16 protein-coding genes are annotated in these 16617 nt (G+C 64.1%); 4 read left to right on the forward strand and 12 right to left on the reverse strand.

Going from position 1 to position 16617, the window contains the following annotated elements; genetic code table 11:
- Positions 1-626: 626 nt before the first annotated feature.
- Genes QF047_RS11500 through QF047_RS11515 form a run of 4 tightly spaced genes read right to left on the reverse strand, consistent with a single transcriptional unit; the run spans position 627 to position 4303 of the window.
- Entirely contained in the window at positions 627-1871 is a 1245-nt protein-coding gene (locus QF047_RS11500; RefSeq protein ID WP_307277037.1) for an acyl-CoA dehydrogenase family protein, read from the reverse strand.
- A 32-nt stretch (positions 1872-1903) separates the two neighbouring features.
- Entirely contained in the window at positions 1904-2665 is a 762-nt protein-coding gene (locus QF047_RS11505; protein WP_307277040.1) for an SDR family NAD(P)-dependent oxidoreductase, read from the reverse strand.
- Positions 2666-2675: 10 nt separating this feature from the next.
- Complete coding sequence (locus QF047_RS11510) at positions 2676-3281, reverse strand: TetR/AcrR family transcriptional regulator (RefSeq protein ID WP_307277044.1); 606 nt, start codon at positions 3279-3281, stop codon at positions 2676-2678.
- Positions 3278-4303 (reverse strand): phosphotransferase family protein, encoded by a 1026-nt coding sequence (locus tag QF047_RS11515; protein WP_307277047.1) that lies wholly within the window; start codon positions 4301-4303, stop codon positions 3278-3280. Before QF047_RS11515 ends, QF047_RS11510 begins: the two co-directional genes overlap by 4 nt.
- Before the next feature lie 247 nt (positions 4304-4550).
- Between QF047_RS11515 and QF047_RS11520 the strand changes: the two genes are divergently transcribed.
- Positions 4551-5438, forward strand: coding sequence for an alpha/beta fold hydrolase (locus QF047_RS11520; protein WP_307277050.1), 888 nt, complete (start codon positions 4551-4553; stop codon positions 5436-5438).
- A gap of 12 nt (positions 5439-5450) precedes the next feature.
- On the opposite strand, the gene QF047_RS11525 is transcribed toward QF047_RS11520, so the two are convergent.
- The 6 genes from QF047_RS11525 to QF047_RS11550 form a co-directional block, all read right to left on the reverse strand.
- Complete coding sequence (locus QF047_RS11525; protein WP_307277053.1) at positions 5451-6491, reverse strand: ferredoxin--NADP reductase; 1041 nt, start codon at positions 6489-6491, stop codon at positions 5451-5453.
- Between the two features lie 139 nt (positions 6492-6630).
- Positions 6631-7434, reverse strand: a complete 804-nt coding sequence (locus QF047_RS11530; RefSeq protein WP_307277055.1) for an SDR family oxidoreductase — start codon at positions 7432-7434, stop codon at positions 6631-6633.
- A gap of 122 nt (positions 7435-7556) precedes the next feature.
- Positions 7557-8360 (reverse strand): enoyl-CoA hydratase-related protein, encoded by an 804-nt coding sequence (locus tag QF047_RS11535; RefSeq protein ID WP_307277057.1) that lies wholly within the window; start codon positions 8358-8360, stop codon positions 7557-7559.
- Entirely contained in the window at positions 8357-9502 is a 1146-nt protein-coding gene (locus QF047_RS11540) for an acetyl-CoA C-acyltransferase (RefSeq protein ID WP_307277060.1), read from the reverse strand. Before QF047_RS11540 ends, QF047_RS11535 begins: the two co-directional genes overlap by 4 nt.
- Before the next feature lie 154 nt (positions 9503-9656).
- Positions 9657-10484: an enoyl-CoA hydratase/isomerase family protein gene (locus tag QF047_RS11545; protein ID WP_307277062.1), complete on the reverse strand. Its 828-nt coding sequence runs from the start codon at positions 10482-10484 to the stop codon at positions 9657-9659.
- Between the two features lie 56 nt (positions 10485-10540).
- The gene (locus tag QF047_RS11550; protein ID WP_307277065.1) at positions 10541-11416 is read right to left on the reverse strand and encodes an enoyl-CoA hydratase/isomerase family protein; all 876 of its coding nucleotides are present in this window, start codon (positions 11414-11416) and stop codon (positions 10541-10543) included.
- Positions 11417-11861: 445 nt separating this feature from the next.
- Here QF047_RS11550 and QF047_RS11555 point away from each other — a divergent pair, with 445 nt between their 5' ends.
- The 3 genes from QF047_RS11555 (at position 11862) to QF047_RS11565 (ending at position 13240) form a co-directional block, all read left to right on the forward strand.
- Positions 11862-12119 carry a hypothetical protein gene (locus QF047_RS11555; protein WP_307277066.1) on the forward strand — a complete coding sequence of 86 codons (258 nt, stop codon included), beginning with the start codon at positions 11862-11864 and terminating at the stop codon, positions 12117-12119.
- Positions 12119-12838 (forward strand): nitroreductase, encoded by a 720-nt coding sequence (locus tag QF047_RS11560; protein WP_307277069.1) that lies wholly within the window; start codon positions 12119-12121, stop codon positions 12836-12838. The genes QF047_RS11555 and QF047_RS11560 overlap by 1 nt, the downstream gene beginning before the upstream one ends.
- Before the next feature lie 132 nt (positions 12839-12970).
- Complete coding sequence (locus tag QF047_RS11565) at positions 12971-13240, forward strand: hypothetical protein (RefSeq protein WP_307277075.1); 270 nt, start codon at positions 12971-12973, stop codon at positions 13238-13240.
- 726 nt (positions 13241-13966) lie between these two features.
- Here the strand turns inward: QF047_RS11565 and QF047_RS11570 are convergent.
- Together QF047_RS11570 and QF047_RS11575 are read right to left on the reverse strand one after the other, a co-directional pair.
- Positions 13967-14632 (reverse strand): TetR/AcrR family transcriptional regulator, encoded by a 666-nt coding sequence (locus QF047_RS11570; RefSeq protein ID WP_307277079.1) that lies wholly within the window; start codon positions 14630-14632, stop codon positions 13967-13969.
- A gap of 512 nt (positions 14633-15144) precedes the next feature.
- On the reverse strand, positions 15145-16611 hold the full coding sequence (locus QF047_RS11575; RefSeq protein WP_307277081.1) for an aldehyde dehydrogenase family protein: 1467 nt from the start codon (positions 16609-16611) through the stop codon (positions 15145-15147).
- Positions 16612-16617 lie beyond the last annotated feature (6 nt).

A 16617-nucleotide genomic window follows, 5' to 3' on the forward strand; every position in this document is an offset into this window, starting at 1 on the left:
ACGGCCTGCAACGCGAGGTTGGGCGCAGCGGACCGGACGAACCCGACCAAGGCGTGCTTCGTGGTCGGTAGAGCGGGTCACCAGGACGGGCGGGCCCCTCCGGGGGCCGACGCCACCACAACGATCGCTCCGCTGCCAAGGCGCCGCATTCCCGGTATGACGGCTTGGGCGCCCAGTACAGAACGTCCAGGTTCACGGACGTGATGCGTCGGTAGTGCTCGTGGCTGTAGGTCCCGAGGTCTGTCCAGCGGCTGGTCAACCCCGCGCTGAGCTCGGCGAGGTCGAAGTCGCGGCGACCATCAGGGCGCCGGCCTCTGCCAGCTTTCGGGCGGTAGCAGCACCAATAAGGGAGCCGTCACCGGTGGCCAGGGCGTACGGCGCCCGCGCGCCGTCGTTCTCTTCTCGCGCATAACCGACCTACTACTCCGTGTGCCACGGCGTCGCGGGCCGGCGCCGGGGCCTCCTGCGGCACCGGTGACAACGACGCCGGCATTCTTCAGCTTCACGTGGTTGCTCTTTATCGGACTCGTTGGAGTCGGGGATCGTTAATTGGGTTGGCGTCTCGCCGGACCTGTCCGGCGACTGGGGAAGGAGGTGCAGCCGGACCGGACACCCTCCTCGCCCGCTCAGACCAGGTCGCCGCCGGCAGCAGAGGCTGTCGTCCCGAACCGCTCCTGGGCCTTGAGTACGTTGCGGCCGACGCGCCAGGCGTGGACCTCGTCGGGACCGTCGACGATGTGCTGCTGGCGGACCTCGGCGTACCAGGCAGCCAGCGGAGTGTCCATCGTGTAGCCGAGGGAGCCGTGGATCTGCAGCGCGGTGTCGATGACGTTGGACTCCATGTCGGCGATGAAGTTCTTGGCGATGGAGTTCTCCTGCGTGATGTCCTGGCCGTTCTCCAGCTTATACGCCAGGTGCAGGACAAGCAGGCGCGACAGGTACAGGTCCTGGGCGCACTTGGCCAGCTTGCCCTGGATGATTTGACGGCTGCCGACCGGTGCACCGAAGGTTTCGCGCTTGTTGGCGTAGCCTGCGGCCATGTCCAGTGCCTGCTGGGCCCGGGCGATGCTCCACATACCGTGGCGCAGGCGGCCATATCCCAGGCGCAGCTGTCCGACCTCGAACCCTCCGCCCTGGCGACCGAGAATGTTCGCGTGCGGCACCCGCAGGTTCTCCAGCCGGATCTCGGCATGGCCCATTGCCAAGTGCACCTCCTCGCCGTAACGCGGCTCGACCGCCTCGCTGAGCACTGGGATGTTGCGTATGACCTGGTAGCCGGGATTCGGCAGCTCGACCAGGAAGGTCGTGTACTGCTCATGGCGCGGGGCGTCAGGGTCGGTCTTGGCCATCACTAGCGCCACGTCGGCCATCGCACCGCCACTCGTGAACCACTTCTCACCGTTGATAACCCAGTCATCACCGTCGCGCACCGCAGTGGTCTGCATCCCGGTTGCGTCGGCTCCCGCCGCGCGCTCGGTCATCGCGAAGCATAGCCGCAGGGTCCCGTCGATGGTGGGCCCGAGATACCTCTCCCTCTGCTCGGGCGTGCCGAGCTCCATCAGTGCGAGCATGGTGGCGTCCTGCGGGCCCATGCAGTTCATCGCCCACGCCGCCAGGTGGTGCCGGGTCCGCGCGACTTCGATCTGGATGACGGCGTTGCCCAGGTGGCCTAGGCCCATTCCCCCGAGCTCGGTAGGGATGAAGGGGCACCACAGGCCCTCGGCCCGTGCCTTCTCCTGCAGCTCGCCCACGATATCGAGGAAGGGGCGGGTCCCGACCTGCGACTCGTAGGGGACGATGTCGGTGTCGATGAAGTCCGCCACGCGCTTGCGCAGCGCGACGACCTCGTCGGGGATGGTGAAGTCAATCATGTGGTGCTCCCGTCGTGGGTTGGTTGTTTGTTTTAGCTGGTCTGGCGGTACTGACCGCCGTCGATACGGAGGAGCTCACCGTTGACGAACGACGCTCCGTCGCTGGCCAGCCACACGGCTGCCGTGGCCATGTCCTCGGGCCGGCCCAGACGGCCGACCGGGATAGCGGACTCAAGCTCCGCGACATACTCCGGGCTCCAGGATTGGGCAATGTCGGAGGCCACCGCGCCGGGAAGGATGGCGTTGACGCGCACGCGCGGCGCGTAGGCCTCGGCGAGGCCCACAGTCAGGGCGTTCATGCCGGCCTTGGCCATGGCATACACAAGCTCGTCGCTGCCGGCGCGGAGGGAGCCGATGGTGCTGATATTGATGATGCTGCCGCCATCTCCGGTGGCCATGTGCCGGCCGAGGAGCGCCCCGAGGCGGAAGGCTCCCTTGAGGTTCACTGCCATCACCTTGTCGTAGTACTCCTCGGTGATGCCGGCGAGGTCGTCATACAGCGGGGACATGCCCGCGTTGTTGACGAGCACGTCACAGCGGCCGTGGTCGGCGAGCACCCCCTGGGCCAGGGCCGTGCACTCGTCCCACCTGCCGACGTGGAAGGTGCGTGCCTGCGTGGGGGCACCGGTCTCCTGATGGATCTCGGCCGCGGCCTGTTCGCACGCCCCCAGCTTCCGGCTGGCGATCACCACGGTCGCGCCGTGGCGGGCCATCGCGGCGGCGATTGCGCGGCCGATCCCGCGGCTGCCGCCGGTTACCAACACGACCCGGCCGGTCAGATCCGGTCCCGGCATAGCCTTCACCTCACCCATTGAACCCTGCACCGCCTTCCCTGAGCTGGTCGATAGCGGCGGCGATGGTGTCCGCAGGGTCGTCGTCGGTATCGCTCTCCACCCACCTGTTCCACGCATCGGCCGCCACGGCCGCCATCGCTGAGGCCAGCACCCGCAACCGGCCGGCATCCGCCTCCGGGTACCGCTGCTCCAGCACGCGGCTCACCTCACGGGCGCGCAGGGCGATCTCGCCGGCCGCCCTTGCCTTGAGGGCCGGTGCACCGTCGAGTATCCGCGCCCGGTCACGAATGCCCTGTCGCAGCTCCGGCGTCGTTCGCGACGTCACAGTGTAGGCCTGCTGGAGCGCGGTGAAGGGGCCCTCCTCGGACGGGCGGTCGGTCAGTGTCCGCAGCAATCGCTCGCCCAAGCGGTGCTCGTGGCGGAGGAGGAGCTCGTCCTTGCCCGCGAAGTAGCGGAAGACGGTTCGCTGCGCGACTCCTGCCTGCTCTGCGATGTCCTCGACGGACACGCTGTCATAGCCGTGCTCGACGAAGAGGCCGAGGGCGATGCGCACCAGGTCGTCCCGGACCAGCTCTATCCGGCGCCTGGCGAACTCAGTCGTGGCGGGGCCGCTCATATGCGCTCCCCCCTGGCGAACTCAAGGGCGCCGAGGAGGAGCCGGTCGACCATTTGCACCCAGCCCGAGCCCTCCTCCGGCGAGGCCGCCTGGGCCACCCGCCCTTCGAGGATGAGGGCGAGCTTGAACAGCGACAGCACCTCAAAGAAGACCAGGTCCTCGAGGTTCAGCCCGGACTGCTGGACGTACCTCTCGGCTAGCTCGGCGCGCGACGGCAGACCGGACCGAGAGGCTAGGGACCCGTCGCCGATGTCCCAGTTGACGACCACCGGGTCCTCACCGGGCTCGGTCCACCGCGCGAGCAGGTGGCCGATGTCGAGCAGGGGGCAACCGACCGTACCGGTGTCCCAGTCGATGACTGCAGCCAGGCGGGTCGTCTGCGTCGGCGAGGCCATCACGTTGAACGCGCTGTAGTCACCGTGCATCAGGCCGACCGGCCAGTGCCCGGGAATCCGCTCCCCCAGCCAGACGGCCAGCTCATCGGCGACAGGCAGCCCACGCGTGCGATAGCTCGACCATTGGCCGAGCCACCGGTCGACCTGCCGCTCGAGGAAGCCCTCGGGTCGGCCGAGACCCTGCAGTTCGGGCACGTTGCAGTCCACCTGCGCGAGGAGGGCGAGCGCGTCAACCATTGCGAAAGCGAGGTTCCGGCGGCCATTAGCCGTGTCGTACGGGGCCGGCAGGACGCCCACCGGCGTGAACCCGTCCACTTTTTCGAGCACGATGAACGGCGTCCCGAAGGGCGACTCCTCGGAGCCGGCCACCAACAGCGGAGTGGGGTGCGGCACGTCGGTCCGGTCGAGCGCCGTGAGGATCCGCCATTCGCGCAGCATGTTGTTGGCACTGGCGGTCACCCGGATGTTGGGCGCACGCCGTAGCACCCAGGTGTGCTCCCCTCGCTCCATCCACGAGAGCTCGTTGGCGGCACCCGTGGCGGCGCCGATCGGCCGCAGCGTCAGCGGCTCCCCGTGCCCGGGCAGCCGCTCCCCGATCCAGGCATTGAGAACCGCAGAAGCATTCATGAGTGCACTCTATGCATTCTGTTGATCAGCGTCAAGGACTGACGGTTATGTCACTCGCTGACTGGCAGGAGGGGCGGGCATTCCTTTCCGCGCGCTCAGCGAGATCGGGCGAGGTCAGCAGCAGCAGGAGCCAGCACACTCTCGAAGACGCACGCACACGCGAACCGATGAGGAGTCACGCTACCCGCTCGGCGCGGCGAGCGGCGATCGATCGACTCCCCATCAAGCCATTCAGTACACTGTGAGGATGTCTCCGAAGATCACTCCGGCCGTCGTCGAGAGCGAGTTGGCCACGCCGCACCATGGTCCCCTCTCTGCTCTGCTGACCACCCTGCCAAACCCTCGCGGCACGATCGTCGCCCTCCACGGTGGCGGCACGCGGGCTCGATACTGGGACGCCCCTCACGACGCCGGCGCGTCGTTCATGCGCGCTGCGACGGCTGCCGGTTGGCAGGTCATCCTGGTCGACCGACCGGGGTACGGCGCCTCGAGGGCCCTGGCAGAGCAACGACTACGCGCGGCCGACCAGGTCGCGATCATCGAGGACGCCGTGCGGCCTCACCTCGCCGAGGGCCCCGTGGCGCTTGTTGCTCACTCCCTGGGCTCTATCGTGGCGATCGAAGCTGGTGCAGGGCGCTGGCAGGGGCGCCTCGACGCACTGGCGTTGCACGGCGTGCCACTGGCCTACACCGAGGAGCACCTCGTGAACTTCAGGGCCGTCGACGTCAGCGGGTCATTTATCCGGCACCCAGGTGGAGGTCGGTCGCTCGACATGGATAGTTGGTTTGGTCCTGCTGGCACCTGGGACCGCAGCGTGCTGGACCACTTCCGCGAGGTCATGTCCGCGACCCCGAGCGGAGAGTTCGAGGACGCTCGCATGGGTCCGCAGGCGCTTCCGGGACGGCTGGCCGAGATAACCGTGCCGGTGCAGCTGTGCGTTGGCGAGCACGAGCAATCCACCGCGCCGGCCGACCTGATTCTAGACGTGGCACGGCGCGCGCTTGCGGGCAATCCCCGGCACGAGGCGTTCATCATCCCTGGCGGGGCACACAACCTTTCGTTGGGCGGAGCCGCAGCGAGTTTTCACCAAGCAGTCCTGAAGTTCCTCGCCGCGGCCACAACGCAGCGTTCCTGAGGCCCTTGGACGTCAGAACTCGACCTTGAGCTGTGGGCTCGTGGGCTTCGCCTGACAGCCCAGGATCACTCCGTCCTCGATGTCTTCGGCGTCGAGCAAGTCGTTCTCGCCTGGGTCGACCGTTCCCTTCACGAGGGTGCAAACGCAGGAGCCGCACTCCCCCGAACGGCAGGAGTAGGGCACGTCGATGCCGGCGTTGAGCATAACGTCGACCAGTGTGCGGTTGGGGGGCCAAGACAGCGTGTACTCGGAACCGTCGAGCTCGATCTCGACGGTGGACACGTCGGCATCGTTCCCGAGATCGATCGCCTCCACTGGGGCGAACGGATCGCCCCCGAGTGAGGTAAATTCCTCGAAGTGCACCTGGTGGTGCGGGATTTCCAGTGTGTGGGTCACACTGCGCACCAGCTCCATAAAGCGGCCGGGCCCGCACGTGAACACCTGGGCGCCGGAATACGAAACGAGTGCAGACTTGACCGCCTCAGCCGTCGGCACCCCACCTCGCTCGTCCTCGTGCCACCACTGAATCGAGCACCGGTCAGGGAATTGTTTTTCCAGGCTGGCAAGCTCCTGGGCAAAGATGGTCGACGCTTCGTCACGGTTGGCGTAGAACATGTGGCACCTGCCCTCGCCGCCGTGTAGTACCGACTTCAGGATTGACATGATCGGCGTAACGCCGCTGCCGCCCGCCAACAGCACGAAGTCGCCGTCGAGACTTTTGGGCGTAAACGTGCCCGAAGGCTTGAGCACCTCAATGTTAAAAGGGACCTGCGGGTAGTCACACAGCAGATTGGACGCGTATCCTCCCGCCGTTCGTTTGACCGTTACCTTGAGCGGTTCGTCTACGTACGGCGAGGAGGCCAGCGAGTAGCACCGCGCTGTCGGCTCCAGCCGACTCGGGACGTTCAATGTCAGAAACTGGCCGGGCTCGTACTCGAAGTGATCGAGGTGCTCATCGGGCACCTCGATCACCAGGGAGCGGGCGTCGGCAGTCTCCTCGATCACGCGCCGCACCGTGACGACGATTCCCGGGCGTCCATTGTTGCTCATCATCTCGAACTCGTGCTTCCGGCCGGCAAGCGGCCCGTCGTGGTCGGACGGTCATGCTCCACGAGGGACCACAACCAAAGACTGCATTCAGTATACCCATCTTGTACAGCCGATGTCAGTGCTCGTGTCGCCTCGAAGTTGCTCAAGCACGACCCGCTCCCGGTGCGAGCTCCCGGTGCATCGCCTGGGCCGAGGCTATCCAAGCCTCGTAGTCTCGTCCCTTGAGGGCGAACTCCTCGACCACCGGCAGATAGGTCACCGCCATGAAGCGGTCCGCCTCGACGGCGTCGAGGCAGATGGTGGCTGCCTCGGCTGGCGTTACCGCGCTCTTGAGTGCCTTCATCGCGTAGGGGTCTCCGCTGGCTGCAGTCGCCCGGAGCATGGGCGTGCTCATGCCCTTCGGGCAGAAGCAGGTGACACCGATGCCGGCTTCGCCGTAGGTCATTGCGAGCCACTCGGCGACCGCGAGCTGGGCGTGCTTGCTCACGGCGTAGGCCATGTCGAGCGGGTTGGAGGTGAGGGCGTTCGACGATGCGGTCGCCACCAGATGACCCGACCCACGCTCGAGCATCTCGGGCAATAGGATACGCGCGGCATAGACGTTCGACATCGCGTTGACCCGCCAATTGCGCTCCCAGACAGCGTCATCCGTGAACGGGCTGGTGTGGATGTCGGCGATGCCCGCGTTGGAGATGAACACATCGATTGGGCCGGCCTCCGACCGGATGTGGTCAATCGCCGCGCGCAGCGACTCCTCGGAGGCCACGTCGGCCTCCACGGCGATCACGGTCCCACTCATCTCCGCCGCGGTGCCCCGGGCGGCGGCCCCATCGACGTCGAGCACCGCCACGACGCGAGCACCGCGCGCCAGCACGTCCTCGACCATTGCACGGCCGAGGCCCTGCCCGCCGCCAGTGACCGCGACGATGCGGTCCTTGATCCTCACGAGGCCTTCCCAAGGGGGTGGGCGTCGACGCCATCCTCACCGAAGCCACGGGCGATCAAAGGGGTCTTGTCGGTGATGTCCATTCAGCTGCCTCCTTCATCTCGGTCCCTGCGGAGCGCGGGTCAACGGGCCAGCCAAACGGGCTGACGCTTCTCTGCAAAGGCGCGCGGGCCCTCCTGCGCGTCCTCGGTCTGGATGATCGCCAGGTTCTCTGCGTCGGTGCGCTCCCAAGCGAAGGCCTCGGACGGACGAGTGCGGTCGACCAGGCCGTACGCGAGACGCTTGGACGCCTGGACGGCCAGTGGTGCGTTCTGCGCGATCTCCTGGCCCAGGTCGAGTGCAGCAGTGCGCGAAGACCCGGTGGGCACCACCCTGTTGACAAGTCCCCACGCCTGAGCCTGCGCCGCGTCGAATGATCGACCGGTCAACAACGCCTCCATGGCGATCTTAGGGCTGGTCTGAGCCAGGATGCGGAAGGCGCCCCCCGCGCCAGCGATCAAGCCGCGCTTGACCTCGGGAAGACCGAAGATCGCATGCTCCTCCGCGACGACCATGTCGCACGCAAGGGCCAGCTCGAAGCCGCCGCCGAGTGCCGTGCCGTTGACGGCTGCAATGGTCGGCTTGTCGGTGATGTTATTGGCGAAGCCCGCAAAACTCCACTTCAACTTCTCCTCGCCCTCGGCCATGACCCGGTCGCCCCGGGCCAGGGCCTTGAGATCGGCGCCGGCGCAGAACGACTGGGTGCCCGCGCCGGTTATCACGATCACGCGCACCTCGGGATCGGCGTCGGCGTCACGAACGGCGTTCCCGACCAAGTCGCAGACCTCACCGTCGACGGCATTGCGCACCTCAGGACGGTTCAGCGTGATGATCAGGACGTGACCCTCGCGCTCGACGCGAACCTTCGGCTCCGCTCCGTCAATCATCGGATCATCTCTATGATCGTGGCGTTGGCCTGTCCGCCACCTTCACACATGGTCTGCAATCCGAAGCGCCCCCCGGTTTGCTGGAGGCTGCTCAACAGCGTCGTCATCAGCCGTGCCCCTGAGCCGCCAAGCGGATGTCCCAGCGCGATGGCGCCGCCGTGGATGTTCAGTCGGGCAGGATCGGCTCCGGTTTCCGCTAGCCATGCCATCGGGACCGAGGCGAAGGCCTCGTTGACCTCGAACAAGTCAATGTCGCTGATTGTCAGTCCGGCGCGTTTAAGAGCCTTTTCGGTGGCCGGGATGGGTGCAGTCAGCATCTCGATCGGGTTCGCCGCCGCGACGGTGGCGGTATGGACCCGTGCGAGTGGGGTCAGCCCGAGCTGGCGGGCTTTTTCAGTTGTCATCATCAACAGGCCTGCCGCAGCGTCAGAAATCTGCGAGGAGTTTCCGGCATGGATCTTCCCGTCTTCCTTGAAAGCCGGTGTGAGCGTGCCGAGTTTCTCGACGGTGCTTCCCGGCCGGATTCCCTCATCAGCCCTGACCAGGCCGCCCGGAGCCTGGACCGGGACAATCTCGGCGTCAAATGCTCCGGCGGCTTGCGCTGCATCGGCCTTCGCATGGCTCAGGACTGCAAATTCATCAAGCTGCTGGCGCGAGAGTTGCCACTTATCCGCAATCAGCTCCGCGGCGAGGCCCTGGTTGGGCATCTCGCCGTATCGCGCCGCCCAGCCTTCGCCGCCCCAGGGGTTCCCCCCTGCCGACCCGGACCCGAGGGGAATGCGGGACATAGACTCCACGCCGCCGGCAACCACGACGTCGTAGTGCCCGGCAATCAATCCCGCCGCAGCAAAATGCACCGACTGCTGGGAGGAACCGCACTGCCGGTCGAGGGTTACCCCCGGCACAGTCTCTGGCCAACCGGCCGAGAGTACCGCCGTCCGCGCGATGCAGGCTGACTGTTCATCAACGCCTTGCACGCATCCCCAGACGACGTCATCGACGAGTCCGGGATCCAGGTCGGTGCGCGCAGCCAGGGCGCGCAGGACGTGGGCGGACAGGTCGGCCGGATGCACCTGGGCCAGTCCGCCGTTCCGTTTCCCCACCGGGGTCCGTACGGCATTCACTATTACTGCGTCACGCATAACATTCCCACTTCGCTGTTCACAACGGCCGCTGGTTTCCGGCTCCTGCAGTCCCTGCCGGAGCCTTCCCGCCCGGGGATCCGGGACTGATAAAGATTGAGCGCGCCTTACCGGCCTCTCGATAAGGAACTACCCTAGAATTAAGTACACTATACTAGTGTGCCGTGCCGCCCGAGAGGGGCGCAAGCACTGTTCTCCGTGGGTCCGGCGCCGCGAACGGAGCAGAAGGTTTCTGGCCGACGCCGCCCAGCAACTTCTCCGCCGTAGCCCGAAATCGCTCGGACGTAAGCAGTTGGCCCTGGACAAGGGCGCACTGCCTGAGGGCTTCATCGTCGGGCAGCGTGCCGCGGGTGAGCCGGGCATAACCTTCCAATGCTGCCCGGCCGATCGCTGTCCAGCCCTCGATCCGCTCGAGAGCTGCCGCCATCGTGTTCTCAACGGCAGTCCCCAAGCCGAGCACCGCAGCATCATTCGCCGTCATCGGCCGTTCGCCCATCAGGGACCAAATCGCCCCTGGGCGCAGTTGCTGCAGCAGGGCCGCGCCCCCCGTACCGGGGATGAGCCCCAGCGCGGCCCACCCCTGACCAAGTCGAGCGGTCGGGCCCAGATAGCGCATGTCGCACCACAGCGCCAGATCCAGTCCTAGCCCGATGGCCGGCCCGTCCACCGCTGCAATGGTGGGCACCGCACAGTCCCGCAGGCTGCGTGCCATCGCCTGGAAGTCGCGGTACACGGCGGTGCTGACTTCCTCGGCACTGCGTCCCTCGACCATGGCAAGAATGGCCCCTAGATGGCCCCCGGAGCTGAACGACGCGCCGCCAGTAAGCACGATTCCCAAACAATCAGGGTTGGCTGCTGCCTCGTCGATCGTCTCGCTCAATGCCCGGGCGTCTTCGGCGCGCAGTGCGTTGCGCACCTTTTCCCGGGTCATGGTCACCACTGCTGCGCTGCCGCGCATTTCGAGCCTAATCGAATCAGCCAAAGTCCTTCTCCTTCATTTTCATTGTCCTTGTGCTTGTCTCCACGAGCGCCGCAGGGCTAGAGCTTGTCGTTCACGGTCCACCGAGGTTGCCGCCGCTCGGCAAACGCCAGGGAGCCTTCCGTGGCATCAGGGTGTTTACGGTGTTCGAGAATTTCGGACCAGGCAGATTGAAGATCGGCCTCGACCGCCGACCGGCGGGCCCGGCGCAAGATCCCGAGCGACCGGCGCACCGCTTCCGGAGACTGAGCGGCGATGGTCCGGGCCATCTCGCGTGCTCGTTCCATCAGCTGTTCTGGTACAACCACCTCGTTGACCAGTCCGATCCGAAGCGCCTCCGCCGCGTGGATGCGAAGCTCCCGGCCCAGAAGCACCAGCCGGGCAATCTCGCTCCAGCCCACCCGGCCGAGCAGCGTCACTGGTTCAAGCCCGGAGACCTGGCCCACTGATACGTGCGGGTCATTGAACCACGCGGTATCTGCAGCAAGCACCAGGTCCGCGTCGGCGACGAAATGCAGCCCACCCCCGGCGCAGAGCCCGTTCACCGCGGCGATCACCGGCACGGATAGAAATTCTCCGGGCAGAAAGTCCAGTCCGGCCGCGTAACTCGCACCTTCGGCATACTCCCCAGCCGCCATATCGCCCACATCGGCGCCCGCCGAGAAGGCCCGTCCGCTGCCTGTGATGATTACGCACCGCAGCGCGGGATCATCCTGCCGCGATATCCAGAGGTCTTTCAGCTGGGACCGCATATCGGCGTCGAACGCATTCAGCCGTTCCGGTCGGTTCAGCGTCACCTCCAACACTCCGTTGTGTTCGCTGAAAAGGAACGGAAGTTCGGCGCCGTCCCCTTCTTCCATCGGGCGCGTCATTTGTTGCCCCTTGCCGTCTGAATCATCTGCCATCCTTATACGCGTTCCCATACTTCGGACCACCACTGCGTTCTTGTGGGCAATCTCACTCGGAAGGTTTTAAAGGATACTCTATCTCAAAAGCTGAACCTTTCTCACACCGCAAGATACTTGCGCCAAGATGCCGATCTACCCTCCGTAGCCGTCCTTTATGTGCTCAGAATGACGACCGAACCGCCGCTGGTGTCGGAACCTTGCCCGATCGGTAGCAAAAAGACCCGTACCAGGGGGAAGGAGGAGGCGGAGTGCTAATTAGGGTCAAGCCGGTACTCGTTTCGACCGGACAAGCAGAATCTTGTCCCATAACCGTCAGATTCAATCTTAGGCGCTAATGGAATTTCCGTATACTCTTTGTGGAGGTAACTGATGGCCAACGGATGCCGTCTGGCAAGGATCCAGAGGAACTGTCTCGGGTAGAACCAGTCTGCTACTAGTTCCAGCCCTAGAACCGAATCGGGAAGGACCCTCTATGAATGCTGAGCAGGTGAACGGGCAGAGTCCTGGCGACACCGTTGCCATAGTGACGGGTGCCAACCGGGAAAGTCGACTCGCCCTTCCCCCCCGCCTGGTCGCGGAAGGCGCCAATGTTTACCGCCCGCTGATCCAGCTAGACCTGGAAGCCGTGCTCAAGATCCGCCCCTCACTGGAAGCCGGAGTGCCGCGACTGTTCCACGGCGCTGGGCAGTTCGCCGGTGTGGCCACGTCCATCCCTGCCCCAAGACCCTGATGGCCAACCAGATCGGCCACGCGCAGACCCCCGTATCCGGGCCTGCTGACGTCTTGGAACGACTCCTCAGCAGCCGCTATAGCTGTCGGTCGTTCCGCCCGGAAGAGATTCCACGCCCGGATATTGAGCGGATGCTCCAGGCAGCCCAAAAGACCGCTTCCTGGTGCAACGTACAGCCGTGGCAGACCATCATTGTCAGCGGACAGGCCAAGCACCGTCTGGCGGCTGCGCTGACCGATCATGCCCGCGCCGGCCAGCAACAGCCGGATCTGCAGCCGCCGCTTGATTACCGCGGGGTTTACCAGGATCGGCGCAGGGCATCAGGCTACGCCCTGTACAACAGCCTAGGCATCAGCCGCGATGACATCCCGGGCCGGCAGGAACAGATGCTGGAGAATTTCCGTTTCTTCGGTGCGCCCCATGCGGCAATCATTACCACCGACCGGTACTTGGGCGCGTACGGGGCTGTGGACTGCGGCGCCTACGTCGCAACCCTCCTGCTGGTGGCTGAGAGCCTCGGAATCGCCACTGTGGCCCAAGCCGCCATCGCGATGTGCGCACCCGCAGTGCGGGAGGAATTGCAGATTTCCGAGGACCGCCAGATCGTATGTGCCGTGTCCTTTGGCTATGAGGACAAATCCCATCCGGCCAATAATTTCCGTACTTCAAGGGCTGACCTGGCTCAATCAGTCCAGTGGGTCGATGGTGCAGAGCCATGAAGAATTGGACAATACTTAGCCGTACCCGAAGTAACCCAGGAGTTCCAATGAGGCTCGGGTCTGTGCACCCATGAGTACTACTCGAGGCGCTTAGGCACTCGACGTTCACCTACGCGGACCACGGCTCGACTTATGACCTGTTCGGTGGCAGCCGCGGCCTCCGCAGCAGCGATGCTGGCCGCGGTTTTCATCCCCCGCGCCGCCAGGGTCCCCTGCCCGCCGGTTTCCGCCGCCGAACTCGTGGTGCAGGGACGCGTCCTGCTGCCAGGCATCGGCCGCTACGTCGTCACTATGCTTCATCCCGTGAAGCTCTATGCCGCCGTGCAGCCTGACGATTCGCTGCTCGCCGAGCCGGACGTCCCGCCTTCAGAACTTGGCAGGCCCTCGTGTTCCGCGTGCTGATGCGACGCGAACCGCAGAATGCAGGAGCCCTGGGCTAACATCCCCTGGCGTACTAAACTCCCCAACCCCGACGCGCGGGCAGACATCCACGAACGTTACCTTGATACATCACCCAGCTCATCGGGGACGCAACCCAGGACCGCCGTTTCGCCTCCACCGTGATTGCCCTGATGACTGGACTCGGCGAGGCAATTCGCACCCTGGGCCTGACAGCTGGGACGTTGACGAACTCGTGGGGCACTACGGAGCAATCGTCCGTATCCAGATCGACGCGTCCAAGGCTGCCATGTCCCAAACTGCCCGCGACACGGGTTGTGTCACTCCGTGAGTTAATGAGCCGATCAGTGCAATCTTCAACTGTAGTTTTGCCTTACAGGAGGTCCGTTGGGCGGTTAAAGTTCGGGAGGAAAAGTGTTAGTGAGAACTCCCCTCCCGCGGCTAACGAAGGTCGCAGCTTTGTTGTTCCACTCGTTGCAGAGATAGCTGTGCGTGTAGAGCAGAACTGACGAAATCGTGTGGTTGTACTCCCCCGTCACAAAAATGAAACCCACGAAGGGCTGATTGTCCCCGACCAGGCAATCCTGTGGGCCGAACGACCGCTCTGAGCGACAAAGACCGGCGCGATGGCCGCGAGGTTCATCGGCGTGCAGTAAACACCAGGTAGATCCCTGCCGGGTCGCCTACCTAGCGCGCTAAGGCATCACCGTTGGGGCCGTGCCTGCCGAGTCAAGATCGGGAAGATGGCTCATCAGTGCTCGAGGCAGGGTTCTGGACGTAGCCGTGGAGGTATGCCTCAAGTGCGCGTGTGATTCCAAGCCGAATTCCAGGATCATCAGGATCGAGGCCGGTGACCATCTTCGTGATCTGCGGGAGGACAATTGGACCAAGGTACGCGTATAGGAGAATAAGAGACGCGTACTCCGGCTCAATATCTGGCGGGAAGTTGCCCGCCCTCTGCGCGTTGGCGATGATGTCGGTCTGCGCACGGTAGGCACGTGCGCGGACGTCTTCCATGTGGATTGTGCGGTTCTCGTCGGCCCAGTACTCCGTACCCTCCCACGCGAGCAGTCGCTGCCACGGTCTCATGCTTACGTCGTTCCTTGCGCGGAGCTGGATCATTTGCTCGACAGTGCCGCCCTCCATCGCTTTCCAACCCGGTTTGTAGGCTTCGACCAAGCGACTCAGTACGGCCTCATAGAGCCCCGACTTCGAAGTGAAGTAGTAATAGATGAGTTGTTTGTTTGCGTTGGCTCGTCTCGCGATGGTGTCGACCCGCGTTGCAGCGAATCCCTTGCTGGAAAACTCGTCGATTGCGACATCGAGGATGCGATCCTTTCGTGATGCGCTATCTGGGTCGACCGGTTGCGACGAGTTGCTGTCCATGAGATCCATTGAACCATTCATATGGGTCCGGATGCTTGGTTTGACCAACGCGTTGGTTGGTACTGGATTTCACGCACTTCAACATTGCAAACATTGAAGTGCTACCAGATGGAACGCAGTCACACTGAAGGGCCCCTCGGATGACGGGCACATACTCAGAAACCTGTCCTCTCCGAACCTCGCGAATCCGGCCACATTCGTCCCCGGCGTTCCTCACAATGCCTTTTGAGCGATGCAGGGACTGCCCGGACTGCACTGGAACCGGACCGACGTCGGCACTCGCAACGGAGGATTTGGGCCGTTACGCGTTGGGACGACATCTTGGCTATCCAGAAAGACCATGCGACCTTCACTTCGTCCAAGAACGGGGCGTACCGGCTACCTGGGCGCCCACGTAGAGTCGCAGACCGCTGACGCTAACCGACAACCAGGATGCGCCCGAGATCGACGGTTCCGACTCTGCGCAGATCAGATCGGATAAACCGAGGCACCCGAGCGCATCCTGTGTTTGCATCACTGAGTCACGCCGAAGTTGCGTGTGCTCCGGCCCCGCTCTGAAGGGCTGGACCCAAGTCAACGCTCATACCTGGAGGAAAGGTAATAGACTTGATATTGCAGAACTCAAGAATTCCTTCAGCACCCATCTCGCGCCCGAATCCGGAAGACTTGACTCCGCCAAAGGGTTGCATTGCGGAACCGGACGGTGACGTCTGATTGATGGCGACGTTACCTGTGTCCAGTTGCGCTGCGATGTCGAGGGCTGCATTAATGTTTTGACTCCAAACCGAGCCGGCGAGACCATACAGCGAATCGTTGGCCAGCTCTATGGCTGAGTCAACATCAGCTACCCGAAAGACAATCAATACCGGGCCGAAGAACTCTTCATAGAATGCGGGATTGCCAGTCGTGACTCCCGTCAGAATCGTAGGCTGCACGAACGCTCCGGTTGTTGGAACTGGCGGGCCCACCGGGGTAGCCGTCGCACCACCAGCGACAGCCGCAGCGATCTGCGCCTTTAGTCCGTCCGCTGCATCCTGCGAGGACAGCGGGCCCAGGGTCGTTTCGGGATCAGCAGGATCCCCTGGCTTCAAGTGGTCAAACTTCTTGGAAAGGCGGGCAATGAACTCTTCATACACCCCGTCCGTCACGATCATCCGCTTAGGAGAGACGCAAGTCTGACCGCAGTTGAAGAACCGCCCTGAGGCCCCATTTATCGCCGCGTCGAGGTCAGCATCGGGGAGCACGATCATTGCGTCGGACCCCCCGAGTTCAAGCACTGACTTCCGTAGGGCCTTGCCCGCCGCCGCAGCGACCTTTGACCCGACGGCAGCACTTCCGGTCATTGTGACCGCGCGTACACGCTCGTCAGCGATGATGCGATCGGACTGCGCGTGGGTTGCATACACGTTCTGCCAGACGCCTTCAGGAAGGCCGGCCTCCCGCAGAATTGCGACGACAGCTGCGGCGCACTGCGGAACGTTCGATGCGTGTTTGAGTATGACGACATTCCCCGAGATCGCAGCCGGCGCGAAGCCCCGAACGGCCTGGTAGTAAGGCACGTTCCACGGTTCGATTTCATAGACAATCCCCTGCGGCTGGTAGGTCATCAAGACCTCCTGCGTGATGGCGGGATTACGCAGAGACGGAACCGGCCCGTCAGGCGATAGCGGGCGCGGACGCAACACGTCGTTGGCATTCTCGGCGACCCATTCGAGCAGCGGCGCCGCCATGAGACGAGGCTCCATCGTCGCCTCGGCACTCAGTTTGCCCATCTCGATGGTGGCAAGCTCTCCGAGTTCCACTGCGCGCTCCCGCAGGAGTTGCGCGGCACGTATGAAAATGGCTGCCCTGTCGGCCAGTGGCGTGCGGCTCCAGCTCTTGAACGCCTCGGAGGCCCTGTCGAGCGCTGCATCGATCTCGGCATCAGTGCTATATAGAAATTCCTTGATGAGTTCATTGGTGAACGGGTTAATCGTTGAGTAAGTCATCCTGGT

Source organism: Arthrobacter sp. W4I7, assembly GCF_030816215.1.
Classification (GTDB): Bacteria; Actinomycetota; Actinomycetes; order Actinomycetales; family Micrococcaceae; genus Arthrobacter; species Arthrobacter siccitolerans_A.